23 protein-coding genes are annotated in these 26286 nt (G+C 71.7%); 5 read left to right on the top strand and 18 right to left on the bottom strand.

Annotation, left to right across the window (positions count from 1 at the left end; translation table 11 throughout):
- Positions 1-42 precede the first annotated feature (42 nt).
- The 7 genes from rplS to proS all read right to left on the bottom strand — a co-directional run bounded on the left by rplS (position 43) and on the right by proS (position 5244).
- Complete coding sequence (gene rplS / locus AB0K80_RS19380) at positions 43-393, bottom strand: 50S ribosomal protein L19 (protein ID WP_365671130.1); 351 nt, start codon at positions 391-393, stop codon at positions 43-45.
- A 133-nt stretch (positions 394-526) separates the two neighbouring features.
- Positions 527-1360, bottom strand: coding sequence for a tRNA (guanosine(37)-N1)-methyltransferase TrmD (trmD, locus tag AB0K80_RS19375; protein ID WP_365671128.1), 834 nt, complete (start codon positions 1358-1360; stop codon positions 527-529).
- Positions 1360-1902 carry a ribosome maturation factor RimM gene (gene rimM / locus AB0K80_RS19370; protein WP_365671126.1) on the bottom strand — a complete coding sequence of 181 codons (543 nt, stop codon included), beginning with the start codon at positions 1900-1902 and terminating at the stop codon, positions 1360-1362. The genes trmD and rimM overlap by 1 nt, the downstream gene beginning before the upstream one ends.
- A 108-nt stretch (positions 1903-2010) precedes the next feature.
- Positions 2011-2250: an RNA-binding protein gene (locus AB0K80_RS19365; protein ID WP_029385578.1), complete on the bottom strand. Its 240-nt coding sequence runs from the start codon at positions 2248-2250 to the stop codon at positions 2011-2013.
- Positions 2251-2252: 2 nt separating this feature from the next.
- Positions 2253-2681, bottom strand: a complete 429-nt coding sequence (gene rpsP / locus AB0K80_RS19360) for a 30S ribosomal protein S16 (RefSeq protein ID WP_365671124.1) — start codon at positions 2679-2681, stop codon at positions 2253-2255.
- A gap of 275 nt (positions 2682-2956) precedes the next feature.
- Positions 2957-3559: a hypothetical protein gene (locus AB0K80_RS19355; protein WP_365671122.1), complete on the bottom strand. Its 603-nt coding sequence runs from the start codon at positions 3557-3559 to the stop codon at positions 2957-2959.
- Positions 3560-3828: 269 nt separating this feature from the next.
- The gene (gene proS, locus AB0K80_RS19350; RefSeq protein WP_365671120.1) at positions 3829-5244 is read right to left on the bottom strand and encodes a proline--tRNA ligase; all 1416 of its coding nucleotides are present in this window, start codon (positions 5242-5244) and stop codon (positions 3829-3831) included.
- A 197-nt stretch (positions 5245-5441) separates the two neighbouring features.
- On the opposite strand from proS, the gene AB0K80_RS19345 reads away from it, so the two are divergent.
- Positions 5442-6296 carry a methyltransferase domain-containing protein gene (locus AB0K80_RS19345; protein WP_365671117.1) on the top strand — a complete coding sequence of 285 codons (855 nt, stop codon included), beginning with the start codon at positions 5442-5444 and terminating at the stop codon, positions 6294-6296.
- An 85-nt stretch (positions 6297-6381) separates the two neighbouring features.
- On the opposite strand, the gene ffh is transcribed toward AB0K80_RS19345, so the two are convergent.
- The 5 genes from ffh to AB0K80_RS19320 form a co-directional block, all read right to left on the bottom strand.
- Positions 6382-7938 carry a signal recognition particle protein gene (ffh, locus tag AB0K80_RS19340; RefSeq protein WP_365671115.1) on the bottom strand — a complete coding sequence of 519 codons (1557 nt, stop codon included), beginning with the start codon at positions 7936-7938 and terminating at the stop codon, positions 6382-6384.
- 82 nt (positions 7939-8020) lie between these two features.
- On the bottom strand, positions 8021-10471 hold the full coding sequence (locus AB0K80_RS19335; protein ID WP_365671113.1) for a [protein-PII] uridylyltransferase: 2451 nt from the start codon (positions 10469-10471) through the stop codon (positions 8021-8023).
- Positions 10472-10497: 26 nt separating this feature from the next.
- Positions 10498-10836, bottom strand: a complete 339-nt coding sequence (locus tag AB0K80_RS19330) for a P-II family nitrogen regulator (RefSeq protein ID WP_030231663.1) — start codon at positions 10834-10836, stop codon at positions 10498-10500.
- On the bottom strand, positions 10833-12173 hold the full coding sequence (locus AB0K80_RS19325) for an ammonium transporter (RefSeq protein ID WP_365671111.1): 1341 nt from the start codon (positions 12171-12173) through the stop codon (positions 10833-10835). Before AB0K80_RS19325 ends, AB0K80_RS19330 begins: the two co-directional genes overlap by 4 nt.
- A 350-nt stretch (positions 12174-12523) precedes the next feature.
- Entirely contained in the window at positions 12524-14023 is a 1500-nt protein-coding gene (locus tag AB0K80_RS19320) for a hypothetical protein (protein WP_365671109.1), read from the bottom strand.
- A gap of 449 nt (positions 14024-14472) precedes the next feature.
- Here AB0K80_RS19320 and AB0K80_RS19315 point away from each other — a divergent pair, with 449 nt between their 5' ends.
- Positions 14473-15138, top strand: a complete 666-nt coding sequence (locus AB0K80_RS19315) for a bifunctional DNA primase/polymerase (RefSeq protein ID WP_365671107.1) — start codon at positions 14473-14475, stop codon at positions 15136-15138.
- A 107-nt stretch (positions 15139-15245) separates the two neighbouring features.
- Here AB0K80_RS19315 and ftsY read toward each other — a convergent pair whose 3' ends face one another.
- Positions 15246-16451: a signal recognition particle-docking protein FtsY gene (gene ftsY / locus AB0K80_RS19310; RefSeq protein WP_365671105.1), complete on the bottom strand. Its 1206-nt coding sequence runs from the start codon at positions 16449-16451 to the stop codon at positions 15246-15248.
- A 331-nt stretch (positions 16452-16782) separates the two neighbouring features.
- Here ftsY and AB0K80_RS19305 point away from each other — a divergent pair, with 331 nt between their 5' ends.
- The gene (locus AB0K80_RS19305; protein WP_365671103.1) at positions 16783-17160 is read left to right on the top strand and encodes a hypothetical protein; all 378 of its coding nucleotides are present in this window, start codon (positions 16783-16785) and stop codon (positions 17158-17160) included.
- Positions 17161-17272: 112 nt separating this feature from the next.
- On the opposite strand, the gene AB0K80_RS19300 is transcribed toward AB0K80_RS19305, so the two are convergent.
- The 4 genes from AB0K80_RS19300 to AB0K80_RS19285 form a co-directional block, all read right to left on the bottom strand.
- Positions 17273-18691, bottom strand: coding sequence for a sugar porter family MFS transporter (locus AB0K80_RS19300; RefSeq protein WP_365671102.1), 1419 nt, complete (start codon positions 18689-18691; stop codon positions 17273-17275).
- A gap of 196 nt (positions 18692-18887) precedes the next feature.
- On the bottom strand, positions 18888-22442 hold the full coding sequence (gene smc, locus AB0K80_RS19295) for a chromosome segregation protein SMC (protein ID WP_365671100.1): 3555 nt from the start codon (positions 22440-22442) through the stop codon (positions 18888-18890).
- Between the two features lie 220 nt (positions 22443-22662).
- The gene (locus tag AB0K80_RS19290) at positions 22663-22866 is read right to left on the bottom strand and encodes a hypothetical protein (RefSeq protein ID WP_365671098.1); all 204 of its coding nucleotides are present in this window, start codon (positions 22864-22866) and stop codon (positions 22663-22665) included.
- A 380-nt stretch (positions 22867-23246) separates the two neighbouring features.
- Positions 23247-23528, bottom strand: coding sequence for an acylphosphatase (locus tag AB0K80_RS19285; RefSeq protein ID WP_365671097.1), 282 nt, complete (start codon positions 23526-23528; stop codon positions 23247-23249).
- A 161-nt stretch (positions 23529-23689) separates the two neighbouring features.
- On the opposite strand from AB0K80_RS19285, the gene AB0K80_RS19280 reads away from it, so the two are divergent.
- A complete protein-coding gene (locus tag AB0K80_RS19280; RefSeq protein ID WP_365671095.1) occupies positions 23690-24892 on the top strand; it encodes a CAP domain-containing protein in 1203 nt (400 codons plus the stop codon).
- An 83-nt stretch (positions 24893-24975) separates the two neighbouring features.
- Positions 24976-25389: a helix-turn-helix domain-containing protein gene (locus AB0K80_RS19275; RefSeq protein WP_365671093.1), complete on the top strand. Its 414-nt coding sequence runs from the start codon at positions 24976-24978 to the stop codon at positions 25387-25389.
- Here AB0K80_RS19275 and mutM read toward each other — a convergent pair.
- Positions 25379-26239, bottom strand: coding sequence for a bifunctional DNA-formamidopyrimidine glycosylase/DNA-(apurinic or apyrimidinic site) lyase (gene mutM / locus AB0K80_RS19270; protein WP_365671091.1), 861 nt, complete (start codon positions 26237-26239; stop codon positions 25379-25381). The genes AB0K80_RS19275 and mutM overlap by 11 nt on opposite strands.
- Positions 26240-26286: the final 47 nt, after the last annotated feature.

Genomic DNA, 26286 nt, shown 5'->3' with positions numbered 1-26286 from the left:
GGCCAGATGCTATCCGGCCCCGCTGGGCACCCGGGAAAGCGCTCAGTTCTCGCGCTTCTCCTTGATCTTCGCCGCCTTGCCGCGCAGCTCACGCAGGTAGTACAGCTTGGCGCGACGCACGTCACCCTTGGTGACGACCTCGATCTTCTCCACGATCGGGGTGTGCACCGGGAAGGTGCGCTCGACGCCGACGGAGAAGGAGACCTTGCGGACCGTGAAGGTCTCGCGCACGCCGGAACCCTGGCGGCGGATGACCACGCCCTTGAACTGCTGCACACGGGAGCGGTTGCCCTCGATGACGCGCACGTGGACGTTGACGGTGTCGCCGGGACGGAAGTCCGGGACGTCGCTGCGCAGCGACGCGGCGTCGACGGAGTCGAGCAGGTGAGACATTTCGTCTGCTTTCTTCGCTGATGCCGCAGGTCATCAACGGCAACTAGAGGTACGGATCGCAGCTGTGCGGGTCGGGGCGGGCGTCGTGTCCCCCTGCGGCAGGGGCGCACGCCGGACGGCGCACAACAGCGGTCTATTCTTCCACGCCCGCCACCCTGCGCCAAAATCGGCCGAACGGCTCCCCCGCCGGGTCCGGTTCCCAGCCCAGGATGGACAGCATCTCGCGGTCCTTCTTGTCGAAGGCCTTGGGGTCGCAGCGCTCGATCAGGTCGGGCCGGTGGGCCGTGGTGCGCCGCAGGGCCTCGTCGCGCCGCCAGCGGGCGATCTTCCCGTGGTGGCCGCTGAGCAGGACCTCGGGGATGTCCCGGCCGCGCCACAGGGGCGGCTTGGTGTAGACGGGGCCCTCCAGGAGGTTGGCCATGGCGCCGGGCGCGAAGGAGTCGTCCCGGTGCGACTCGGCGTTGCCGAGCACACCCGGCAGCAGCCGGGCCACGGCCTCGGTGATGACCAGGACGGCCGCCTCGCCGCCGGCCAGGACGTAGTCGCCGATGGAGACCTCGTACACCGGCATCCGGGTCGCGTACTCGTCGATGACGCGCCGGTCGATGCCCTCGTAGCGGGCGGGCGTGAAGATCAGCCACGGCCGTTCGGAGAGGTGGACGGCCAGCTCCTGGGTGAAGGGACGGCCACTGGGGGTCGGCACGATCAGGGCCGGCTCGTGGGAGCCGGTCTCGTAGCCGTCGGCCAGGACGGAGTCCAGGGCGTCGCCCCAGGGCTCGGTCTTCATGACCATGCCGGGGCCGCCGCCGTAGGGCGTGTCGTCGACGGTGTGGTGGCGGTCGTACGTCCAGGCACGCAGATCGTGCACGTGGACGTTCAGCTGTCCCCGCGCGCGTGCCTTGCCGACGAGGGAGACGTTCAGCGGCTCGAGGTACTCGGGGAAGATCGTGACGACGTCGAGGCGCATCACGCCTCGTCCCGGCTGGAGGCGATCTCGGCGCGGTCGTCGATCAGGCCCGGCGGCGGGTCGATGACGGCCTTCTGCTCTGCCAGGTCGATGTCGGTGACGATCTCCTCGACGAACGGGATCATCACCTCGGTGCCGTCGGGGCGCTGGACGACGAACAGGTCCTGCGAGGGCAGGTGGGCGATCTCGGTGATGCGGCCGACCTCCAGGCCCTCCTCGGTGACCACGTCGAGGTCGATCAGCTGGTGGTCGTAGTACTCGGCCTCGCCCTCGGGCAGTTCGTCGGGGTCGACCTCGGCGATCAGGAGGGTGTTGCGCAGCGCCTCGGCGGCGGTGCGGTCCCGTACGCCCTCGAAGCGCAGCAGCAGGCGGCCGCTGTGCACGCGGCCGCTCGCGATGGTGAGCGGGCCGGCGGAGGCGGGGTCGGTGGCCAGGACGGCCCCGGGCGCGAGCCGGAGCTCCGGCTCGTCGGTACGGACCTCCACGGTGACCTCGCCCTTGATGCCGTGGGCACGGCCGATCCGTGCGACTACCAGCTGCACTGTGCTTGGTTCTCCTGTCGGAAAGACGCGAGCCGATGGCGGCTCATACGGCGACGGGCCGGGGACGGCCCAGTGGCCCTCCCCGGCCCGAGCCGGTGCTGCGAAGCGTCAGCGGACGTTGTCCACGTCGACGAGGTCGACCCGGACGCCGCGGCCGCCGATGGCGCCCACGACGGTGCGCAGAGCGCGTGCGGTACGGCCGTTGCGACCGATCACCTTGCCGAGATCGTCGGGGTGGACCCGGACCTCGAGCACACGTCCACGGCGCAGGTTGCGCGAGGCCACCTGCACATCGTCAGGGTTGTCGACGATGCCCTTCACGAGGTGCTCGAGAGCCTCCTCGAGCATGCTCAGGCCTCGGTCGACTCAGACGAGGACGACTCCGCGTTGGCCTCGTCCTTCTTCTCAGCCTTCTTCTTCTGGGTGATCGCCTCACCCTTGCCCTCGTCCTCGCCGCTGATCGCCTCGAACGACGGACGCGCGGGCTTCTCGGCCGGCTGGAGCAGCGGAGCCGGGGCGGGCTCGCCCTTGAACTTCTGCCAGTCGCCGGTCTTCTTCAGGATGGCGAGCACCGGCTCGGTCGGCTGAGCGCCGACGGAGAGCCAGTACGCCACGCGCTCGCTGTCGACCTCGATCACCGACGGGTTGTACGTCGGGTGGTACTTGCCGATCTCCTCGATGGCCCGGCCGTCACGGCGGGTACGGGAGTCGGCGACGACGATGCGGTAGTGAGGCGAACGGATCTTGCCCAGACGCTTCAGCTTGATCTTGACTGCCACGGGAGTGGGATCTCCTGGATTTGACGTGGTGGGGCACGGCGAGATGGCCGCGTGGGGTTGCGGTACCCGAGTGCCCGATGGACGCGTCAGCCGGAGGAGAGAGGGGTCCTGTGCGGCTGTCGAGTACAGCTAGCCATTGTGCCATACCCCGCGGGCCGCCCTGGGCCGGGGGTGCTCCGGGCAGGCGTGACCCGCACCCGGCGCCGGGGGGACGCGCCGGGTGCGGTCTCCGGCGGGGCTGGGCCGTCCGGCACCCACGAGATGCCGGGCGGCTGTCAGCTCGCCACCGCGCCCGCTCCCACGACCTCCGGGATGCGGAACGGCTTGCCGCAGCCGCCGCAGACGATCGGGGCCTGGGCCAGGACCGACGGGACGACCCGGACGTTGCGGCCGCAGTCGCAGACCGCCTTCACCCGGACCCCGCCGCCGGAGGAGCCGTGCCGGGCGGCCGGGCCGCGGAAGGTGCGGGCCGTGTCGGCGGCGGTCGCCGCCGAGTGGGCCTTCAGGGCGCGCTGCAGTCGCTCGATCGTCGGGCGGTAGCGGCGCTTCGCCTCGGGGGTGAGCGTGACCAGGGAGAAGCCGCTGCTGGGGTGCGGTTCCTCGGGGTGGTCCAGGCCCAGCTCCTCGGCGATCGCGAGGAATCTGCGGTTGTGGTACCGGCCGGCACGGGAGGTGTCGCGTACTCCGCGCGCGGCGGCGATGCCGTGGACTGCCTCATGGAGCAGTCGCTCGAAGGAGAGTTCGTGACCGCAGGCGGACGACGACTCTCCGATCAGTGACTCGGGCGCGGCAAGATCGGGCAGCTCGGGGTGGTACCGCTGAATGTCGGCCCACGCCTGCGCCAGCTCTGCGGCGAGAACAGGTGGTGTCGTGCTCACGTAATGACAACGAGCCGGGGTGCCGCTGTGTTCCTATTCCGGGGCATCCCAAATAATTTGCACGTACCCGTCAGTTGCCTCTGATGCGTCCCGACGAGGGCGGGTGCGCTGATCTGCGGAGAAGCTTCCCAGCTCCTACCAAGCTGGTGCGTAGTTCGCCCTACGCCCCGGCGCGTACCCGGTCTGCGCGCGCCGGGGTGGGTGTGCTCGGCGGCTGCGCAAGGGGCGATTCGGCCGCGGTTGCGCGCCCCGTGCGCCCCTCGCGTATCTCAGTAAGCGCGGGCGACGACGGCGACGTTACCCGGCGCGTCGTCGGCGTCCGGCACCGACCCGTCCTCGGTGACCAGACACCGTACGGTCACCGCGTGCTCGCCCAGCTTGGCCTCGCCCTCCTCGCCGAGGACCGCCCAGGGGATGCGCGCCCAGCCGCCGGCGGTGGCCGCCTCGACGGCCTCCTCGATCGTCGACACGTCCGAGGTGCGGGACTCGCGGCGCTCGCGCGACTGGCGCAGCAGCAGGGCCTGGTCCTCCTCCAGGACGGTGGGGAGCAGTCCGGCCAGCGCGTCCAGGGCCACCGGCTCCTTGCCCCCCGGGATGCGGCGGGCCAGCATCGCGGTGCCGTTCTCCAGGTCGCGGGGGCCCACCTCGACGCGTACGGGGACGCCCTTGAGTTCCCAGTCGACGGCCCGGCGGCCGAAGGGCGTGTCGGTGCGGTCGTCGACGTGGACCCGGATGCCCGCCGCCCGGAGCCGGTCGCCGAGTTCGCGGACTTTGGCCAGAACCGCCTCCTCGCCCTTGATGGCGAGGACGACCGCCTGGACGGGAGCGAGGCGCGGCGGTACGCGCATCCCGTCGTCGTCGCCGTGCATCATCACCAGGGCGCCGATCATGCGGGTGGTCGAGCCCCAGGAGGTCTGCCAGACCAGCTCCTGCCTGCCCTCCTTCGACAGGTACCGGGTGTCGAAGGCCTTGGCGAAGTTCTGGCCCAGCTCGTGGCTGGTGGCCATCTGCAGGGCCTTGCCGTCGCCCATCATCCCTTCGAGGGTGAGCGTGTTGATGGCCCCCGCGAAGCGCTCACTTGCGGTTTTGCGGCCGGGGACGACGTCCATCGCAAGAACGTTCACCACGAAGTCCTCGTAGACCTTCCGGTGAATATGCGCGGCGAAGTCGCGGGCCTCCTCGTACGTGGCGTGCGCGGTGTGTCCCTCCTGCCACAGGAATTCCGTCGTCCGCAGGAACAGGCGGGGCCTGAGTTCCCACCGCACGACGTTCGCCCACTGGTTGATGAGCAGCGGCAGGTCGCGGTAGCTCTGCACCCACTTCGAGAAGTAGTCGTTGATGATCATCTCGGAGGTGGGGCGCACCACTGCGGGCTCCTCCAGCTCCTTTCCCCCGCCGTGGGTGACCACGGCCAGCTCCGGCGCGAACCCCTCGACGTGGTCGGCCTCCCTGACCAGGTACGACTGCGGGATCAGCAGGGGGAAGTAGGCGTTCTGGGTGCCGGTCGCCTTGATCCGGGCGTCCATCTCCTGCTGCATCCGCTCCCACAGCCCGTACCCGTACGGCCGGATGACCATGGTGCCGCGCACCGGGCCGTTGTCGGCGAGTTCGGCCTTGTTGATCAGATCCTGGTACCAGCGCGGGAAATCGTCCGACCGGGGCGTGAGAACGGGTGCCTTTGCCATGGCGCGATCGTACGGGCCCAGGTTGCCGGAATGTGAAATCTCGCCATAGGCACATGCAACTCTCAAGCGGGAGCCGCTTTCCACTGGACGCCGGGACGAGGGCGGAGTTTCCTGGCATACGGGGAGTGCGAGAGCGCACTGCACGGGGGCCAAGGAATGGGCAAGCGGCAACTCTCGTCGGATTGGGGCGCTTACTTATGACACCTACGCTCGTGCGGCAGCATCAGCCTCACGCGGGGACGGCACCCCGCGTGGACCTGCGTGCACGCGCGCGTGACTGGTCGGAGATCCAGGAGCGGATGCTCGTACCGCTCTACGAGGCCGTCTACGAGCGACTGGAAGTGGGCCCTGCGACGCGGCTGCTCGGCCTCGGCTGCGGTTCCGGGCTCGCCCTGCTGATGGCCGCCTCCCGGGGCGCGGCCGTCACGGGTGTCGACTCCTCCTCGGAACGGCTGGCGCTCGCCCGGCAGCGGCTGCTGCCGGAGGCGTGGGGCACGCGCGCGCGTGCGCAGACCCGGCTGGTGGACGGCTCCCCGTCGGACGCCGACGCCCCGCACGCGCGGGCGTACACCCTCGTGACGGCCTTCGAGCCGATCGGGTGCCTGGCGGGCGACGCGGAGGGACTGCGTGAGCTGCTCGCGGAGGCGACCCCGCTCGCCGAGCGCGGTGCGGCCGTGGTGCTGGCCGGCTGGGGACCGCCGGAGCGCTGTGCCACGACGTCCGTGCTGCGGGTGGCCACCAAGCTCGCCGAGCCGATGCGCAGCGCGGGCAGCTGGCGCCCCGCCCTGCGGGACGACCTGGAGGAGGTGGCCCAGGAGGCCGGGCTGCGGCCGGACGGGTCCGGGCGGGTGGCGTGCCCCTTCGGGTACGCCGACGTGCCCAGCGCGGTACGCGGCCTGAAGTCGACGGGGCTGTTCGACGCGGCGATCACGGCGACCGACCAGGTGCAGGTCGACAAGGAGCTCACCGAGGCGCTGCATCCCTACCAGCGGCAGGACGGGACCGTCTGGATGCCGAACGTGTTCCGGTATCTGATCGCCCGGATCCGGTGACGACCGGGCCGGCCGGGCTCCCGCACGACGAAGGCGCCCCTCGGCAACGAGGGGCGCCTCGGGTGTCGTAGCACCAGGCCGCCCGTCAGCCCATGAACTTCTTGAACTCGTCGGGGAGTTCGAAGTCCTGGCCGCCCTGCTGCGGCAGGCCGAAGGCGTTGCCCCCCTGCGCGGCGGCGGCGCGGCGGGCCGCGGCCTCCTGCTCCTGCTGCTTGCGCTTCATCGGGTTGCCGGAGCGCTGCTTGCCCTTGGCCTGCTTCTGCTTCTTCTTCGCCCGGCCGGGACCGCCGCCCATGCCCGGGATCCCCGGCATGCCCGGCATCCCGGGCATGCCGCCCTGGGCCATGCGGGACATCATCTTGCGGGCCTCGAAGAAGCGCTCCACGAGGTTCTTCACGGCGCTGACCTCGACACCGGAACCCTTGGCGATACGGGCGCGCCGGGAGCCGTTGATGATCGTCGGGTCCTGGCGTTCGGCCGGGGTCATCGACTTGATGATGGCGGCCGTGCGGTCGACGTCGCGCTCGTCGAGGTTCTGGATCTGGTCCTTGATCTGGCCCATGCCCGGGAGCATGCCGAGCAGCTTGGAGATGGAGCCCATCTTGCGGACCTGCTCCATCTGGGCCAGGAAGTCGTCCAGGGTGAAGTCCTGGCCCTTCTTCGACGCCAGCTTGGAGGCCATCCGCTCGGCCTCTTCCTGGCTGAACGTCTTCTCCGCCTGCTCGATCAGGGTGAGCAGGTCACCCATGTCGAGGATGCGGGAGGCCATCCGGTCCGGGTGGAAGGCGTCGAAGTCCTCGAGCTTCTCACCGTTCGACGCGAACATGATCGGCTTGCCGGTGATCTGCCGGATCGACAGGGCGGCACCACCGCGGGCGTCACCGTCGAGCTTGGAGAGCACCACGCCGTCGAAGCCGACGCCGTCGCGGAAGGCCTCGGCGGTGTTGACGGCGTCCTGGCCGATCATCGCGTCGACGACGAACAGGATCTCGTCCGGCGAGACCGCGTCCCGGATGTCGGCGGCCTGCTGCATCATCTCCTGGTCGATGCCGAGCCGGCCGGCGGTGTCGACGATGACGATGTCGTGGACCTTGGACCTGGCGTGGTCGATCGAGTCCTTGGCGACCTTGACCGGGTCACCGACGCCGTTGCCCGGCTCCGGCGCGTACACCGCGACGCCGGCGCGCTCGGCGACGACGCTCAGCTGGTTGACGGCGTTCGGCCGCTGGAGGTCACAGGCGACCAGCAGCGGCGAGTGGCCCTGCTCCTTGAGCCACTTGCCGAGCTTGCCCGCGAGGGTGGTCTTGCCGGCACCCTGGAGACCGGCCAGCATGATCACGGTCGGCGGCTGCTTGGCGAAGCGCAGCCGCCGGGTCTCGCCGCCGAGGATGGTGATCAGTTCCTCGTTGACGATCTTCAGGACCTGCTGGGCCGGGTTCAGCGCGCGGGAGACCTCCGCGCCCAGGGCGCGCTCCTTGACGTTCTTGATGAACGCCCGGACGACCGGCAGCGCCACGTCGGCCTCGAGGAGCGCGATACGGATCTCGCGCGCCGTGGCGTCGATGTCCGCCTCGGAGAGCCGTCCCTTGCCGCGCAGGTTCCTGAAAGTCGCTGACAGGCGATCGGAGAGAGTGTCGAACACGGCGCTCGCGGTCCTCGGGGTCGGTGACAGGCTGGTGAATCGCCCTCCAGGGTATCCCGGCGGGACAAGTCGCCGGGCGGTCTCACCCCGGCAGGTTCTCCTGGAGCTTGCGTGCCACCGCCGCCGCCTCGTCCCCGGGCAGGGGCGCGCCCTGCGGGCCGGTGACGTAGAAGGCGTCGACGGCGTTGGCGCCCAGGGTCGACACATGCGCGCTGCGCACCCGTACGCCCGCGTCCTCCAGGGCCCGGCCGATCCGGAACAGCAGGCCCGGGGCGTCCTGGGCGCGCACCTCGATCACGGTGGCCAGGCGGGACGCGGCCGGGTGGACCGTCACCCTGGGGGGCGGCGGGACCACGCCCCGGCGGCGCGGATAGGCGGCGTCGCGTTCGGCCAAGCGGCCGGCGATGTCCAGCGAACCGTCCAGCGCCCGGACGAGGTCGGCGCGCAGGCGGGCGGCCTGCGGCAGGGAGCCGTACTCGGCGGCGACCCGCCAGTCCAGCAGCAGGACCGAGCCCTCGACGCCGTCCGGGAGGTCCAGGGAGCGCAGTTCGGCGGTCCGTACCGTCAGCCGGTGCATGGCCAGCACGCCCGCCACCGCGGGCAGCACGCCCGGCTGGTCCGGCACGGCGATCAGCAGTTCCACTCCCAGCGGCTCGGGCTCGCCGGGGGCCTCCCCGGCCTCCTGGGCGGGTTCCGTCTGCGCCCGCAGGGACAGCACCGGGCCGCCCGTCGCCACGGCCTCGATGGCGAGCCGCTCCTGCTCGGCCGTGGGCGCCGCGGCCTGGGGATCCTCCACCGGGTCCCCGGCCAGCACCGCCGAGACCCGCTTGACCAGGTCGGCGACGAGCGAGGCGCGCCAGGACGACCAGGCGGCCGGTCCGGTGGCCAGGGCGTCGGCCTCGGTGAGGGCGTGCAGCAGCTCCAGGGTGCCCTGGGAGCCGACGGCGTCGGCGACCAGGCGCACGGTGGCCGGGTCCTCCAGGTCGCGCCGGGTGGCGGTCTCGACGAGCAGCAGGTGGTGGCGTACGAGGGCGGAGACGACGGTGACGTCGTGCCGGTCGAAGCCGATGCGGGCGGCCACGTCCCGGGCGATGATCTCCCCGGCGACGGAGTGGTCGCCGGGCCAGCCCTTGCCGATGTCGTGCAGCAGCGCGGCGACGAGCAGCAGGTCGGGCCGGCTGACGCGGCGGGTGAACGCGGAGGCGCGGACGGCGGTTTCGATCAGGTGGCGGTCGACGGTCCACACGTGCACGGCGTTGCGCTGCGGGCGGCAGCGCACCCGCTCCCAGTCGGGGAGCAGCCGGGTGATCAGGCCCTCGGCCTCCAGCGCCTCCCACACCTCGATGGTCGGGCGGCCGGAGCCGAGCAGGGTGACCAGTTGCTCACGCGCCTCGGCGGGCCAGGGCGTGGGCAGGGGGCGCACGGTGGCCGCCATGCGCCGTACGGCATGCAGGGAGAGCGGGAGCCCGGCCTGCGCGGCGGCGGCCGCGGCACGCAGGGGGAGGACGGGGTCGCGTTCGGGGCGCGCGGCGCGGGCGAGCACCACCTCGCCGTCCTGCTCCACGACGCCCTCGGCGAGCGGGGAGCGCTCAGCGGTCGGTTTCCCGCCGCCCAGCATGGCGCGCAGCCGCGGCCGCACGGCACGCGACCGCAGTACGCGCCCCACCTCGCGCCAGGTGACGTCACTGGCGTACGAGATGACCCGCGCGGCCTCGTAGACCTGCCGCAGGAGGGTGTCGGCGTCCAGCAGGCCCAGCTCGGCGGCCACCTGGTCCTGCTCCTGCAGGGCGAGCCGGTCGGTGGCCCGGCCCGTCGCCAGGTGCAGCGCGTCGCGGACGTCGAGGAGCCGGCGCCGGGCGTCGGCGAGACCCTCGCGGGGGGCGTCGGCCAGCCAGGAGGCGGCGACCGCGCGCAGGGCGGTGGCATCCCGCAGCCCGCCGCGCGCCTCCTTCAGATCCGGCTCCAGCAGGTACTGCAACTCGCCCTGCCGCTCGGCGCGTTCGGCGCACAGTTCCTGCAGTTCGGGAAGGCGTTTGGGGGCCTGGTTGCGCCAGTCGGCGAGCACCGCGGTGCGCAGCCCGGCCGTGAGGCCGAGGTCGCCGGCGAGGTGCCGGGCGTCCAGCAGGCCGAGCTGGACCTTGAGGTCCTCACCGGCGGTCCTGCGTGCCTCGGCGGGCGTGCGCACGGAGTGGTCGAGGGCGAGGCCGAGGTCCCAGACGGGATACCAGAGCCGGTCGGCGAGGGCGGCCACCGCCTTGGGGTCGCTGCCGTCGTGCAGCAGCAGCAGGTCGAGGTCGCTGCGCGGGGACAGTTCGCCGCGGCCGTAGCCGCCGACGGCGACCAGGGAGACCCCGCGCGCTTCCTCGGCGCCCGCCGCGAACAGTCCGGCGAGCCACTCGTCGGTCAGGCCGGACAGGGCCGAACGGCGCGGCGGCCCGGGCTGCGCCTCCTCCCCGAGGAGGCGCAGCCGGGCCGCCGCGTAGCCGCTGGGTCCCGTGTCCTCTGCTTCGTTCGGTACGTCCGCACGCGTCACCCAGCGACTCCTGTTCTCTTGAGCGGTCAGAGCGCGTCCGGGCCGCGCTCGCCGGTCCGGACCCGCACGGCGGTCTCGACCGGGATGGACCAGACCTTGCCGTCACCGATCTTGCCGGTGCGGGCGGCCTTGACGACGACGTCGATCAGCTGCTCCGCGTCGTCGTCCTCGACCAGCACCTCGATGCGGATCTTGGGGACCAGGTCCACGGTGTACTCGGCGCCGCGGTAGACCTCGGTGTGGCCCCTCTGACGACCGTAACCGCTCGCCTCGGTGACCGTCAGGCCGTGCACTCCGAAGGCCTGGAGGGCTTCCTTGATCTCGTCGAGCCGGTGCGGCTTCACGACGGCGGTGATGAGCTTCATGCGTCCACCTTCTTGCTCGCGGCGGCGACGGGGGCGGGAACGGCGGTCGTCCGGGCGGCACCGCCGCCGGCGCCGCTGAAGTCGTATGCGGTCTCGGCGTGCTCGGCCTGGTCGATGCCGGCGACCTCCTCGTCCTCGGAGACCCGCATGCCGAGGGTCTTGTCGAGGACGAAGGCGAGGATCGCGGAGACCACCAGGGAGTAGGCGAGGACCGCGAAGACGCCCGCGCACTGCTTCCAGAACTGGGTCAGGCCGCCGCCGTAGAACAGACCCGCGACGTCCGACTGGCCCTTGCCGCTGGCGAAGAAGCCGATCAGCAGGGAGCCGATGACACCGCCGACCATGTGGACGCCCACGACGTCCAGGGAGTCGTCGTAGCCGAACTTGTACTTCAGGCCGACGGCCATGGCGCACACCGCACCGGCGATGGCGCCGACGGCGATCGCGCCCATCGGGGTGACCGCGCCGCCGGAGGGAGTGATGGCGACCAGACCGGCCACCGCGCCGGAGGCGGCGCCCAGCGTGGTGAACGCGCCGTGGCGGATCTTCTCGTAGGCGAGCCAGGCCAGCATGGCGGCACCCGTGGCGACCTGCGTGTTGACGAACATCAGCGAGCCGACGCCGTCGTCGTTGCCGAGCCACGAGCCGGCGTTGAAGCCGAACCAGCCGAACCACAGCAGACCGGCGCCCAGCATGACCAGCGGCAGGCTGTGCGGACGCATCGGGTCCTTCTTGAAGCCGACCCGCTTGCCGATGACCAGGATCACGCCGAGCGCGGCGGCACCGGCGTTGATGTGGACCGCCGTACCACCGGCGAAGTCGATCACGCCCATGTCGAAGGCCCAGCCGCCCTCGCCCCAGACCCAGTGGGCGACCGGGAAGTAGACCACGATGGCCCACAGCGTGATGAACAGCGCCCACGCCGAGAACTTCACGCGGTCCGCGAGGGCACCGCTGATCAGGGCGGGCGTGATGATGGCGAACATCAGCTGGAAGACCATGAAGACGAGCAGCGGGATGTTGTACGTACCCCACAGCTCGGCCTTGTCGACTCCGCTGAGGCCGAGCCAGTCGGACGTCCAGCCGATCACGTGGCCGTGGTCGGTGCCGAACGCCATGGAGAAGCCGAACAGCACCCACAGGATGGTGACGATCCCCAGGCTGATGAAGCTCATCATCAGCATGTTCAGGGTGCTCTTGACGCGGACCATGCCTCCGTAGAAGAAGGCCAGGCCGGGCGTCATGAGCATCACCAGTGCGGAACAGATGAGCATGAACCCTGTGTTGGCGGCAGACAGCTTGGGTGCCTCTGCGGCAAGGGTGATGGCTGGTGCCATCGGCGTCTCCTCGTCGTTGGTACGGCCCCGTGCGGGCGAAGCCTTGAGCGGAATGAGGGGTGGGCCGGTTATGCGCCACGAGATTGACGCAGCGCGGTTTCGGTGGAAGCCCCTCGTTGTTTCGCGGCCGTGACGAAGGCGCCGTGCGTGTTACGGGTGGATGAACTGCGAGATGTCCCTCCGCAGGATCGTTATCGTGGCGCAACCTTCCGCGGGAGGGCACGGACCGGCCGCGGCCGGCCTTCCGATGACCTGGCATGGGGGAGCCGAGTCGGGCTGTTCGGGAGGGCCGGCCGCGGCCGGGGTTCGGGGGTGGCGCCCCGGGGCTGCCCGGGGGATGCCCCGGGGCGCTAGACCGCCTCGGCGGTCTCGGGCAGTTCGGCGGCGAGCCGCTCGGTGAGGTCGAGGACGTCGGCGACGTCACCGAAGTCGCGTACGGCCGTGCCGACCGTCTTCCGGATCCGCGTGTTCACCCGCTCGGAGCGGATCTTCTTGGCGATCCGCAGGGCGTCCTTGGCGAAGACGGCGCCCTGCTCGGGCTCACGCTGGAGCAGGTGCACGGTGGCCATGCCGATCAGGTTGAGCGCGTACGACCGCTGGTGCTCGGTGTCCTGTGCGAAGAGCTCCACCGCCCGCCGCATCCGCGGCTCGGCCAGGGAGGCGTAGGTGGGGCTGCGCCCGGCGACGTAGGCGAGGTCGCGGAAGGCGTGCGAGTTCTCGGCGTGCAGTTCGGCCTCCGAGAAGAAGCGGATCCAGTCGGGGTCCGGCTCGTCCCACTCGCCCGCGTCGGCGAAGGTGTCCTCGGCCATCCGCACGGCCCGCTTGCACTTGCCGGGCTGCCCCATGTTGGCGTAGGCGCGGGCCTCCATCGCATACAGCATCGACTGGGTGCGCGGGCTCGCGCAGTCCCGGCTGCCGTACTGCGCGAGGTGGATCAGCTCCAGGGCGTCGTCGGGCCGGCCCAGGTGGATCATCTGCCGGCTCATGTTGGACAGGATGTACGAGCCGAGCGGCCGGTCACCGGCCTCCTTGGCGGCGTGCAGCGCGAGGACGAAGTACTTCTGCGCGGTGGGCTGCAGCCCGACGTCGTACGACATCCAGCCGGCCAGCTCGGCGAGCTCGGCGGCGACCTTGAACAGGCGGCGGGCGGTGGCCTCGGGCTGGGGCTCCTGGAGGAGGTCGGTCACCTCGTGCAGCTGGCCGACGACCGCCTTGCGGCGCAGACCGCCGCCGCACTGGGCGTCCCACTGGCGGAACATCTCGGTGGTGGACTCCAGCAGTTCCAGCTCGGCCTGGGACAGCCGGCCGCGGGCTCGTGAGGAGGCCGTGTGCTCGGGCTCGGGCGCCGGGCGCGGGGCCGGGGGCGAGGGGACGAGCCAGCGCTGCATGGGCTCGATGAGGGCCGGGCCCGCAGACAGGGCCAGCGAGCTCCCGAGGAAGCCGCGCCGCGCCAGCATCAGGTCGCTGCGCGAGAACTCGCTGAGCAGGGCCACGGTCTGCGGGCCCGTCCAGGGCAGGTCGACTCCGGTCGCGGAGGGTGCCTGGCGGGCGGTGCGCAGCCCCAGGTCCTCCACGGAGACGACGACGCCGAAACGCTCGGAGAAAAGCTCGGACAGGATCCGGGGGATGGGCTCGCGCGGGTTCTCGCCGTCCAGCCAGCGGCGCACCCGGGAGGTGTCCGTGGAGATGTGGTGGGCGCCCAGCTGGCGTGCCCTGCGGTTGACCTGACGGGCGAGTTCGCCCTTGGACCAGCCGCTGCGCACGAACCACGAGGTGAGCAGCTCGTTCGGGCGCTTGTCAGCGTGCGTGGCGCCGCCGTCGCCCGGTCCGCTTCCGCCGTTGCCGCTCACTGGAACGCCCCCATCCCTGAGACCACTTGTCGCTGAGTGCGCCAAGCCCTATCAGAATGCCGGTTCTTGGCGCCTTCGTCCGGCGGTTGTCACCCGCCGAACGGAAAGCCGAGTTGCCTCCGGCATACCCACGAGTGCATGTGCCCCCAGGACTCGTGCACACACGGTAATCCTACGATCACCCGTCCAGCCACGACCGTTCCAGAATCGCCACCATTCGCCACCCCTTCGAATGAACTCACGACGGGCTTCCCGCGATTCACTTGACACAGTCACCCGGAACGGAAGCAGGGCTGCACTCGGCAGCGCGTGTCGCGGCCCGCACCACCCCACGCACCTCCGGGCGCCGCCTGAGCCGTGCGGTACGGGGAACCGGGAAGGTGAGAACAGAGAGTCACGTTCCGCGTCCGCTGCGTAACCGCAGTCGTGTCGGACCCGTTGGAGGGGGCATGGGCTTCACGATCGGCATCAGTCGGGGCATCCGCGACATCCGGCCCGGCTCACGCCGCCGGGGCCGCTCCTCTGACGTCACCACCGTGGCCGAGTACACCGGCCTGTGGGGCTGGGACGTGGTGCCGGGTGCGCGCGCCACGGCCGGCGCCTGCTCCTGCGGCCGCCGCGACTGCCGGGCGCCGGGAGCGCATCCGCTGGACTTCGCGCCCGAGATCCCGGCCGGCGCGACCCTGGACGAGGTGAGCGAGGCCTGGGCCGGCTTCCCGGGCGCCGCGGTGATGCTGCCGGCCGGCCGGACCTTCGACGTGATCGAGGTGGCCGAGTCCGCCGGGCGTCTCGCCCTGGCCCGGCTGGAGCGCATGGGCCTGCCGGTCGGCCCGGTGGCCGTCACCCCGGACGGCCGCGCCCACTTCTTCGTCGCCCCCGGCGCCGCCGCCGACCTGCCCACGCTCCTGTACCGGCTGGGCTGGGACGACCCGACCTCCCTGGACCTGCGCGGCCTGGGCCCGGGTGCCTGCATCACGGCACCGCCGTCCGACCGGGGCGGCCTCGGGCCGGTGCGCTGGGTGCGCTCCCCCGCCCTGGACTCGGCGTCCACCCCGCCGGCGGCCCGGCTGCTGCTCGGGACGCTGGCGTACGTCGCCCACCGGTCGCGGGCCTAGGTCCTGCCGTTCGACGACATATCCGGCCGCCCACAGCGAAGCGCCCGTCCCCTACCGCACCTGGGGGCGGGCGCTTGCCATCCGCACCTGCGGAAGTCCGCGGGTGCTCACTCTCCGATCAGGGCGTCGACGAACGCCTCCGGCTCGAACGGCGCGAGATCGTCCGCGCCCTCGCCGAGCCCGACGAGCTTGACCGGCACGCCCAGCTCGCGCTGGACGGCGACCACGATGCCGCCCTTGGCCGTGCCGTCCAGTTTGGTGAGCACGATGCCGGTGATGTCGACGACCTCGGCGAAGACGCGGGCCTGGACCAGACCGTTCTGCCCGGTCGTGGCGTCGAGCACGAGCAGGACCTCGTCCAGCGGGGCGTGCTTCTCCACCACGCGCTTGACCTTGCCGAGCTCGTCCATGAGACCGGTCTTGGTGTGCAGACGGCCGGCGGTGTCGATGAGCACCACGTCGGCGCCCATCTCCTTGCCCTCCTTGACCGCGTCGAAGGCGACGGAGGCGGGGTCGCCGCCCTCCGGGCCGCGCACGGTGTGGGCGCCGACCCGCTCGCCCCAGGTCTGGAGCTGGTCGGCGGCGGCGGCGCGGAAGGTGTCGGCGGCGCCCAGGACGACGGTGTTGCCGTCGGCCACCAGGACACGGGCGAGCTTGCCGGTGGTGGTGGTCTTGCCGGTGCCGTTGACGCCGACGACCATGACGATGCCGGGCTTGCGGCCCTCCGGCTCGGTCGTGACCGTGCGGTCCATCTCGGGGCCGATCAGCGTGATCAGCTCCTCGCGCAGCAGTCCGCGCAGTTCCTCGGTGGTGCGGGTGCCGAGCACCTTCACGCGCTGGCGGAGCCGTTCGACCAGCTCCTGGGTGGGCTGCACGCCGACGTCGGCGGTGAGCAGGGTGTCCTCGATCTCCTCCCAGGTGTCCTCGTCGAGGTGCTCGCGCGACAGCAGGGTGAGCAGGCCCTTGCCGAGCGCGTTCTGCGAGCGGGACAGACGGGCGCGCAGGCGTACCAGACGCCCCGCGGTGGGCTCCGGGATCTCGATCCCGGGAGCTTCGACGGTGGGCGGCTCCTCCACCACGACGGGGGCCGTGCCCCCGCCCGGGAGGTCCACCTCCTCGATAGTGCGCCGGGGTTCGTCCCGCGGCGTCTCGGCCTCGTCGCCGACGTGCGGCTCGGCCGGTGGGGCGGTGATGTCGGGCGCGGCAGGGAGCGGCGGAGGCAGCTGCTTCTTGCGCCGGCTGCCGACGATGAGCCCGCCGAGCGCGCCGAGCACGACCACGGCGATGACTACAGCAAGGATGACGATGTCCATAACCCGTCCAGTATCAGCCATCGGGTCCGCCGACACTCCTCTGGCTGTCTGACGCGCCGTCAGCCGAGGCCGCGGGGAGCGGGTGCCGCCAGGAGATGTCCGCCCCGTTCAGGAAACGTGCCGCGGCGCGGCCGGCTCCGGGACGGGCCCGGGTGCCGCTGCCCGGCCGGGTCCGCCCGGCCCGGACGTACGCCTCGACGGGCGATGGCCGTTGGGCGGTGCGGGAGCAGTACGGCGTGCGGAGCGGGACCGCGTCGTGACCCCGGGGAGCGGGCTGACACCCGTCGATATCCGGTGGTCCGCCGCGCTCCCCCGGTGATCCACTGGCGCCATGAGTCTGTCTGTCGATGTGTTCGTCCGCGGCCCGGACGGGCAGCGGCGCGTTCTCGACGTGCCCGAGGGACGCGACGACTCGGCCGGATTCGAGTCCTGGCGCACCACCGTGTGGGGATCGGAGCCGGTACGCGCGCTGGGCGCCCGGTTCCTTCCGGTACTGGCCGACGGGGACCTGGAGGTCGAGGCGGAGGACGTCGCTCAGTTCCTGGGCGAGGTGGCGCTGCTGCGGGAGCATCTCGACGCGATCGCGCAGAGCACGCAGCGCCCGCGGGGGCTCGCGGAGCACCGGGAGGGACTGGTGAGACGGCTGCGCAACCTGGAGATCGCGGCCCTGCACGCCCGGATGATCGAGGGCGGTGTGCTCGTGTGGTGACGTACGACGCCGCCGCCCCGGTCCGGGCAGTGGCCGGGCCGGGGCGGCGGCGGGGGTTACGGGGAGAGGGGCAGCGGGGACTTGGCCCTTCTCCCCGAGTGTGTGGACGGGCTCAGCCCATCTCCTCCAGCGCCTTGCCCTTGGTCTCCGTCACGAACTTCAGGACGAACGGGATGGAGAGGGCGGCGAAGGCCGTGTAGATCACGTAGGTGACGGACAGGTTCCAGTCGGCCAGCGACGGGAAGCTCGCGGTGATGGCCCAGTTGGCGATCCACTGCGCGGCGGCGGCCACGCCCAGGGCGGCGGCGCGGATCCGGTTGGGGAACATCTCGCCGAGCATGACCCAGACGACCACGCCCCAGGACAGGGCGAAGAAGAGGACGAAGACGTGCGCGGCGATCAGGGCGACCCAGCCCTGGGTGGCCGGCAGCTTGCCGTCGACGAGGTCGTAGGAGAACGCCCAGGCTTCCAGCGCCAGGCCGATCACCATGCCGACCGAGCCGATGATCGCGAGCGGCTTGCGGCCGATGCGGTCCACGAAGATCATCGCGATGACGGTGCCGACGATGTTGATGATCGACGTGGTGAAGGAGTAGAAGAACGAGTCCGTCGGGTCGACGCCGACCGACTGCCACAGCGTCGAGGAGTAGTAGAACGCGACGTTGATGCCGACGAACTGCTGGAAGACCGACAGGCCGATACCGACCCAGACGATCGGCTTGAAGAAGAAGGAGCCGCCGAGCAGGTCGCGGAAGCTGGACTTCTCCTCGCGCCTCATGGCCGACTCGATCTCGTTGACGCGGGCGTCCAGGTCGACGTCCTGTCCTTCGACCTCGGCGAGGATCTCGCGGGCCCGCTCGTGCTTGCCGACGGAGATCAGGAAGCGGGGGGACTCGGGGATGGCGAAGGAGAGCAGGCCGTACAGGACGGCCGGGACGACCATCACGCCGAGCATGACCTGCCAGGCCTCCAGGCCCATCAGCTCACCGCGCTGGTTGCCGCCGGCGGCGTTCAGCAGGCCCCAGTTGACCAGCTGCGACACGGCGATGCCGACGACGATCGCGGCCTGCTGGAAGGAGCCGAGCCGGCCGCGGTAGGCGGGCGGGGCGACCTCGGCGATGTAGGCCGGGCCGATCACGGAGGCCATGCCGATGGCGAAGCCGCCGACGACACGCCAGAAGGCGAGGTCGTACAGCGCGAAGGGCAGCGCGGAGCCCACGGAGCTGACGGTGAACAGGACGGCGGCGATCTGCATGCACCGGATGCGGCCGATGCGGTCGGCTATGCGGCCGGCGGTCGCGGCGCCGACGGCGCAGCCGATCAGGGCGATGGCGATGACCTGGGCGAGGGCCGCCGAGCCCACGTCGTAGCGGTCACGGATGGCCTCGACGGCGCCGTTGATGACGGAGCTGTCGTAGCCGAAGAGGAAGCCGCCCATCGCGGCCGCCGCCGCGATGAAGATGACGTGCCCGAGATGATCGGGATGAGCCGTCCTGGCTCCTGACTGGGGTGCCTGCGCTGTGCTGGTCACGTGTACTCCTCGGGCCACCGGCAACGCTGCCGGATGGGGTCAGCGCCTCCAGATACCCCGGTACCTGAAGGTAAAAGCAACGTTGCCGAGACTATGTCTTCAAGTTTCGAAGTCAAGGGGCGGGGTGTTGTGAGGTTGGAGACGCAGATGATGGGTTTGCGTTCATCATCTGAAGGTAAGGCGCAGGTATTGCGCCTCAGCGCAGGCGCTGGCTGATGACCTTGGAGACACCGTCGCCCTGCATGGAGACGCCGTACAGCGCGTCGGCGACCTCCATCGTGCGCTTCTGGTGCGTGATCACGATCAGCTGGGAGGTCTCCTGCAGCTCCTGCATGATCCGGATGAGCCGCTGGAGGTTGGTGTCGTCGAGGGCGGCCTCGACCTCGTCCATGACGTAGAACGGGCTGGGCCGCGCCTTGAAGATCGACACGAGCAGCGCGACGGCGGTCAGCGACCGCTCCCCGCCCGAGAGCAGCGACAGCCGCTTGACCTTCTTGCCCGGCGGACGCGCCTCGACGTCCACGCCCGTGGTGAGCATGTTGTCGGGGTCGGTCAGCACCAGGCGTCCCTCACCCCCGGGGAACAGGCGGCTGAAGACGCCCTCGAACTCCCGGGCGGTGTCCCGGTAGGCCTCGGTGAAGACCTGCTCGACGCGCTCGTCGACCTCCTTGACCACCTGCAGCAGGTCGGCCCGCGTCTTCTTCAGGTCCTCGAGCTGCTCACTGAGGAACTGGTGGCGCTCCTCCAGCGCCGCGAACTCCTCCAGGGCCAGCGGGTTGACCTTGCCGAGCTGCTGGTAGGCCCGCTCGGCCGCCTTCAGCCGCTTCTCCTGCTCGGCGCGCACGAAGGGCCTGGGCCGGTTGCGCGGGTGCTCCGGATCCTCCGGCAGCTGTTCGCCCTCGGCGGGGGGCGAGGGGGGCACGAGCTGGTGGGGGCCGTACTCCTCGACGAGTCCCGCCGGTTCGACACCCAGCTCCTCCAGCGCCCTGGTCTCCAGCTGCTCGATCCGCAGCCGCTTCTCGGCGCCGAGTACCTCGCCCCGGTGGACTGAATCCGTCAACTTGTCCAGTTCGGCCTTGAGATCGCGTCCCTCGGCGCGGGCCTGGGCGAGGTCCTGCTCGCGGCGGGCCTTGGCGGCCTCCGCGGCGGTGCGCTCCTGCTCGGCCCGGGCGAGGGAGACCTCGACGTGCGCGAGCAACTGACGGGCACCGGAGGCGACGGCCTCGGCGACGGCCGCCTCGTGCCGCAGCCGGGCACGGCGCTGCTCGGCACGCGCGCGTGCCTCGCGTTCCGCCCGGGCGGCCCGGTCGAGTGAGTCAGCCCGCCCGGCCAGGCCCTTGACGCGTTCCTCGTGGGTGCGGACCTGCAGGCGGGCCTCCATCTCGGTCTGCCGGGCGTTGGCGCCGTCGGCCGCGAGCCGGTCCCGTACGGAGGTGTCGGGCTCCTCCTCGATCGGCATCTCCTCGGCGACGGCGAGCCGTTCGGCGAGTTCCTCGACCTCCTCAAGGGCCTTGTCGAGGGCCTCCTGGGCGCGGGCGGCGGCGGCCGCTGACCGCTCGGCCTCCCCCGCCGCGCCGCGCGCCTGCCCGGCGAGCCGGCCCAGCTGCTGGGCGACGGCCGACTTCTCCCGGTCGGCGGACCGGCGCCGCTCCCCCAGCTCCTCGACGAGCGCGGCGCACCGCTCGCGCCGTTCGGCGGCGGTGTGCTGCGCCTCGGTGAGTTCCTCGCAGCGCACCGCGAGCTCCTCCAGCTCGGCGGCGGCCTCGTCGACGGAGGCCTGGACCTCCAGCAGGCTGGGCGCCCCGGCCGAGCCGCCGTGCGCGAAGTGCGCCCCGAGGACGTCGCCCTCGGCGGTGACGGCGGTCAGGTCGGGCCGCGCGTACACCAGGTCCTCGGCGTCCTCCAGGGTGCTCACCACGACGATCCCGCGCAGCAGCCGCCGTACGGCGGGCATCAGCTCGGCCGGGCCGCACACCAGGTCGGCCGCGTACGGCGGACCGTCGGCGGGCGCCGCGGCCGGTACGTCGTCCGGGGCGCCGCTGACCAGCAGGGCGGCCCGGCCCGCGTCCTGCTTGCGCAGCAGGCGGATGGCATCGGCGGCGGCGGAGGGGGTGGTCACGGCGAGGGCGTCGGCGGCGGCGCCGAAGGCGGCGGCCAGGGCGGCTTCGTAGCCGGGGGTGACGGTCAGCAGCTCGGCGGCCGGGCCGAGCAGCCCGGTCAGACGGTCCCGCGCCGTCAGCAGCGCGCCGGTGCCGTCCTTGCGGCGCAGGCCCATGGCCAGGGCGTCGTGGCGGGCCTGGGTGGCGGCCCGCCTGCGCTCAGCGGCGGTGACGGCCTCGCGAGCGGTGGTCAGGGCGGCCTCGGCCTCGGAGAGCTGCCGCTTGGCCGCCTCGTGCTGCTCGGCGAGTTCCTGGTCACCGGCGTCGAGGCCGTCGACCTCGGCCTGGAGGGCCTCGTACTCCTCCTGCGCGGCGACGGCCCGTTCCTGCGCCTCGTCGCGGGCGGCGGCCAGGCGCTCGATCTCGGCCTGCGCGGCAGCGGCCCGGGACCTGGCCGCCCCGACCTGGCCTTTCAGCCGGGCCAGTCCTTCACGGCGGTCGGCGATCGCGCGGGCCGCGTCCCTCAGGCGCCGCTCCTCCTGGGCGAGCTCGCGCTCCAGTTCGGCGCGGTGCGCGACGGTGTCGTCCAGGGCGCGCTGGGCCGCTTCCAGGGCGGCCTCCAGCTCGGCCTCCTGTTCGCGGATGCGGGCGGCCTCGCGCTCCAGGTCCTCCGGGTCACGGCCGCGGCGTTCGTCCACCGGCGCGGAGGTGGCGCTCTTCACGCGCGCGTCGGCCAGCGAGATCGTGCCGCGGACCCGCTCGGCGAGCTGGGACAGCTCGTACCAGGTCTGCTGGGCGCGCTGCAGGCGCGGGGTGAGCTGCCGGACCTCGTCCTCCAGCAGGGCCTCGCGCTGGAGCGCCTTCTTCAGCTCCTGCTCGGCGGCTTCCTTGCGGGCCTTGAGGGCGGCCTCGTCGGCGATCTCGGCCTGGAGGGCTTCGCGGAGCCGTACGAGATCGTCGGCGAGCAGCCGCAGCCGTGCGTCGCGCAGGTCGGCCTGGATGACGGCGGCCCGCCGGGCCACCGCCGCCTGCCGGCCCAGTGGCTTGAGCTGGCGCCGCAGCTCGTCGGTCAGGTCCTGCACGCGCGCGAGGTTGGCCTGCATCGCGTCGAGCTTCCTGAGGGCCTTCTCCTTGCGCTTGCGGTGCTTGAGCACACCCGCGGCCTCCTCGATGAAGGCCCGGCGGCCCATCGGGTCGGCGTGCAGCACGGAGTCGAGCTGGCCCTGGCCGACGATGACGTGCATCTCGCGGCCGATGCCGGAGTCGGAGAGCAGTTCCTGGATGTCCAGCAGGCGGCAGGTGTCGCCGTTGATCTGGTACTCGCTGCCGCCGTTGCGGAACATGATCCGCGTGATGGTGACCTCGGCGTACTCGATGGGCAGCGCCCCGTCGGAGTTGTCGATGGTCAGCGACACCTCGGCGCGGCCCAGCGGCGGGCGGCCGGTGGTGCCGGCGAAGATGACGTCCTCCATCTTGCCGCCGCGCAGCGACTTGGCGCCCTGCTCGCCCATGACCCAGCTGAGCGCGTCCACGACGTTGGACTTGCCCGAGCCGTTCGGTCCGACGACGCACGTGATCCCCGGCTCGAACCGGAGCGTCGTGGCCGAGGCGAACGACTTGAAACCGCGCAGGGTCAGGGCCTTGAGGTGCACGCCGCTGGACTTTACTCCGCGGGGATGTCTCACTCCATGAACGCGCGGTTTCGCCGGTGAACGCGCAGGGCAGACCAGACGTTAAAGACGGTGAAAGGATGCGCGGGGCAAGCGCGGGGGCAAGAAAGAAGGGACGCCGAGGCGTCCCTTGCACTTCTGAGATAGCGGTTGTGACGGGCGGGCCCAACCACTGCTGTGCTGTTGTGGAGCGGTGCAGTGATCAGGTGAGCGCAGGCTCCGCCTCGTGTGCGTCAACGCTCTCCATGATCCTGTCGTGAGAAGCGGCAGCCTGCAGAGCGTCGTTCTCCGCCTGGATCCGTACGAGCTCGGATTCCAGGTCCTGGACGCGCTGCTGGAGCCGTCGCATCTCGGCGAGGAGTCGAGGGTCGGAGCCGCCGACGTAACCGAGAAGCGCCTTTGCCATGATGGATGGTCCTCCACACTGAGTGACCGACCGAAGCGGTGTGGGTCGTGAGGGATTCGCACCCGCGGTGCTTGGCAGGCCTGGAGTTGTGCTGCCGTTCAGCCATGCCAAACAGCTAGGTGCGCGGGGTGCTTTCAGCGTCTCACCAAAAAGTTTGACGGTCAACACGATCACGCCCGTATTGGCGGGCAACCCGGCGGCACGCGGCCGGAAACGGCGGCGCGGCGGCTTTCGCGGGGCCCTCGGGGCGTGGCGATCATCCTGGCGTGTGGAGCCTGCCACGGCAAGCGGTTCTTGGCAATCACCAGGAGGTTTCCGTTCCGCGAGACCGACCGGGGGCGGTGCGGGGGCGGCCGCCGAGGCGGCCCGCGGGTGCGGGCTCAGCGGATGGCGAAGCCGTCGTAGCCGCCGCGAGGTGTGTCCCAGATCTCGGTGACGCCGTCCACGCGCCCCGGCGTGTCGTCGCCCCGGAGCCACTCCAGCAGACCCTCGCAGCCCTTTCGCGGGCCCTCCGCGACGACCTGGACCCGTCCGTCGTCCAAATTGAGAGCAAAACCACTCAGGCCGCCGATCTCGAGGGCCTTGGCCCGGGTGAACCAGCGAAAACCCACACCTTGGACGCGTCCCCGCACCCAGGCGACCAGTCGCACATCCTCGCTCATGACGGCAACCTAACCGGCCAAAGCCTCTCCGGACACATCCTCCCCGGGTGGCATGCGGTACCGTCCCCACCCATGAATCTCATATGAAACTCACTCGATCGTGTGGGTTTCATGATGATCGTGAGGACACAGTCGACCGCAAGGACGAGGAAGGCCAGGACATGGGACGCCACCGACGCGACGCCGCCGGCCGCGCCGCCACGGGCCGCGCCACGGGGGTCACGCACACCGACGCTCCCTCCTACGGGAGCCGGGACCCGCTGGGCTCGTACGCCGAGGAGCGTCCCACCATGGGCATCGCGCCCTACCTGAACCCCGAGGCGTACGCGCAGACGTACGCCCGCAGTGAGGCCTACCTCTTCGAGGCCGACGACGCCGCCTGGGGCGACGGGGCGCGGGACGGCCTCGAAGCGGGCGAGCGCTACGCCGACCCGGCCGAGACCGCGCTGTTCCCGACCGGCGGCTTCGCGGACGACGGCGGTCCGGGCGACGGCTTCACGCCCGACGGGGGTGCCCGGCGGGCGGGCGCGCACCGGCGCCGCAAGAAGAAGGCCACGACCCCGGTACGCACCGGGCTGCTCGGGGTGTCCGCCGCGGTCGCCCTGGGCACGGTCGCCGTCGCCACGGGCGCGGTGCCCGGCCTGGACAACTACAAGCTGGGCGGTGGCAGCAGCAGCGGCGGCGACGTGCAGGCCGCCGACTCGCCGACCAACGCGCCGGCCGAGCTGGGCGGCACGTCCGGCAGCGCCGACGGCCGTTACCAGCCGCCGACCAGCCGGGGCGCCGAACGCTCCACCTCGGCCGCCCCTTCGCCGTCCGCTCCGGCCTCCTCGGCGTCGCCGTCGAAGACACCGGAGAAGACCGCGCAGAAGGCTCCGGAGAAGAAGAAGCCGACGGCGACCCCCAGCAAGAAGCCGGCGACCACACCGGCGCACAAGTCCGTACCCGCCCCGAGGAAGCCCAGCTCCGCCGTCACCGTCTCCACGGAGTCGGCCGCCGCGGCCCAGGTGCTCAAGCTCGTGAACGAGGAGCGGGCCAAGGTCGGGTGCAGCCCGGTGGCCGCGAACAGCGCGCTGACCCGGCTGGCGCAGGCGTTCAGCGAGGACATGGCGAAGCGGGGCTTCTTCGACCACACCGACCCCGACGGCGCGACGCCCTGGGACCGGGCCGGCAAGGCCGGCATCACCGACCTCGGTGGCGAGAACATAGCCCGCGGCCAGGCGGACGCCGAGGCCGTCATGGAGGCCTGGATGAACAGCCCCGGGCACCGGGCCAACATCCTGAACTGCGACTTCAAGACGCTGGGCGTCGGCGTCCAGTTCGGGCCGGGCGGCCCGTGGTGGACGCAGGACTTCGGGTACTGACCCGCCCAGGACGATCCCCAAGGGCACTAACCTGCAGTTAGTGCATTCTGTCGGTTAGCGCTCTCTTGACGTACCCTTGGAGTATGACCACGACGCCGGAGCGCACCGACCAGCGGGACCTCCCGTACAACGTGTTCGCCAAGGCCTGCCCCTCACGGGGCACGCTGGAGCACGTCACGGGCCGCTGGGGCTCGCTCACGCTCGGCGCGCTGTACGAGGGCTCCCTGCGGTTCAACGAGCTGCGCCGCCGCGTCGACGGGGTGAGCGAGAAGATGCTCTCCCAGACGCTGCACGCGCTGGAGCGCGACGGTCTGGTGCACCGCGAGGCCCAGCCGACCAACCCGCCCCGCGTGGACTACGAACTGACCCCGCTGGGCCGTGAGGTGGCCGAGCGGCTGCTGGCTCTCATCCACTTCGTCGAGGGCAGCATGGACGAGGTGCTGGCGGCGCGCGAGCGCTACGACGCCCGCCGGGCGGCCCGGCAGATCAAGGGCTGATGCGCGGCGGGCGCTGGCACGTCGGGCAGAAGTAGCTGGAGCGGTTCATCCAGGGCCGGCGCCGCAGGGGCGTGCCGCAGCGCCGGCACGGCAGCCCCTCGCGGCCGTAGGCGTCCAGCGACCGGTCGAAGTAGCCCGACTCCCCGTTGACGTTGACGTAGAGGCTGTCGAAGCTGGTGCCGCCCACGGCGAGGGCGGCGTTCATCACGTCCCGGACATGCCCGAGGAGCGCGAAGGTGCGCGGGCGGGTGAAGGTGGAGGTCGGGCGCTCGTAGTGCAGCCGGGACCGCCACAGGGCCTCGTCCGCGTAGATGTTGCCGACGCCGCTGATCAGCGACTGGTCGAGCAGGGCCCGTTTGATGGTGCTGCGCCTGCGGCGCAGGGCCTGGTGGAAGGCCTCGTCGTCGAAGAGGGGGTCGAGCGGGTCGCGGGCGATGTGCGCGATGACGTCGGGCAGGCCCTCGGGCGTGGTGTCGTGCAGCGACAGGCCGCCGAAAGTGCGCTGGTCGACGAAGCGGAGCTCGGTGCCCAGGTCGTCCGCGAAGCGCACCCGGACCCTCAGGTGCTTCTCGTCGGGCGCGTCGTGCGGCTGGACCAGGAGCTGGCCGCTCATCCCCAGGTGCGCCAGGACCGCCTGGCCGGAGTCCTCCAGGGGCAGCCACAGGTACTTGCCGCGGCGGCTGGGCGTGCCGACGCGGTGGCCCTTGAGGCGCTGCGCGAAGTCGTCGGCACCAGCCAGGTGACGGCGTACCGCGCGCGGGTGCAGCACCTCGGCCTCGGCGACGGTCCGGTGGGCGACCCACCGCTCCAGACCGCGCCGGACGACCTCCACCTCGGGCAACTCGGGCATGTGCTCCCCCACCGGATACGTGCCGAGCGCCCGCCCCCGGGCAGGGG

The sequence above is a fragment of the Streptomyces sp. NPDC052682 genome (assembly GCF_040678435.1).
Taxonomy (GTDB): Bacteria; Actinomycetota; Actinomycetes; order Streptomycetales; family Streptomycetaceae; genus Streptomyces.
The sequence above is the reverse complement of the archived record's forward strand: the minus strand, read 5'-3'. Positions and strand labels throughout refer to the sequence as shown.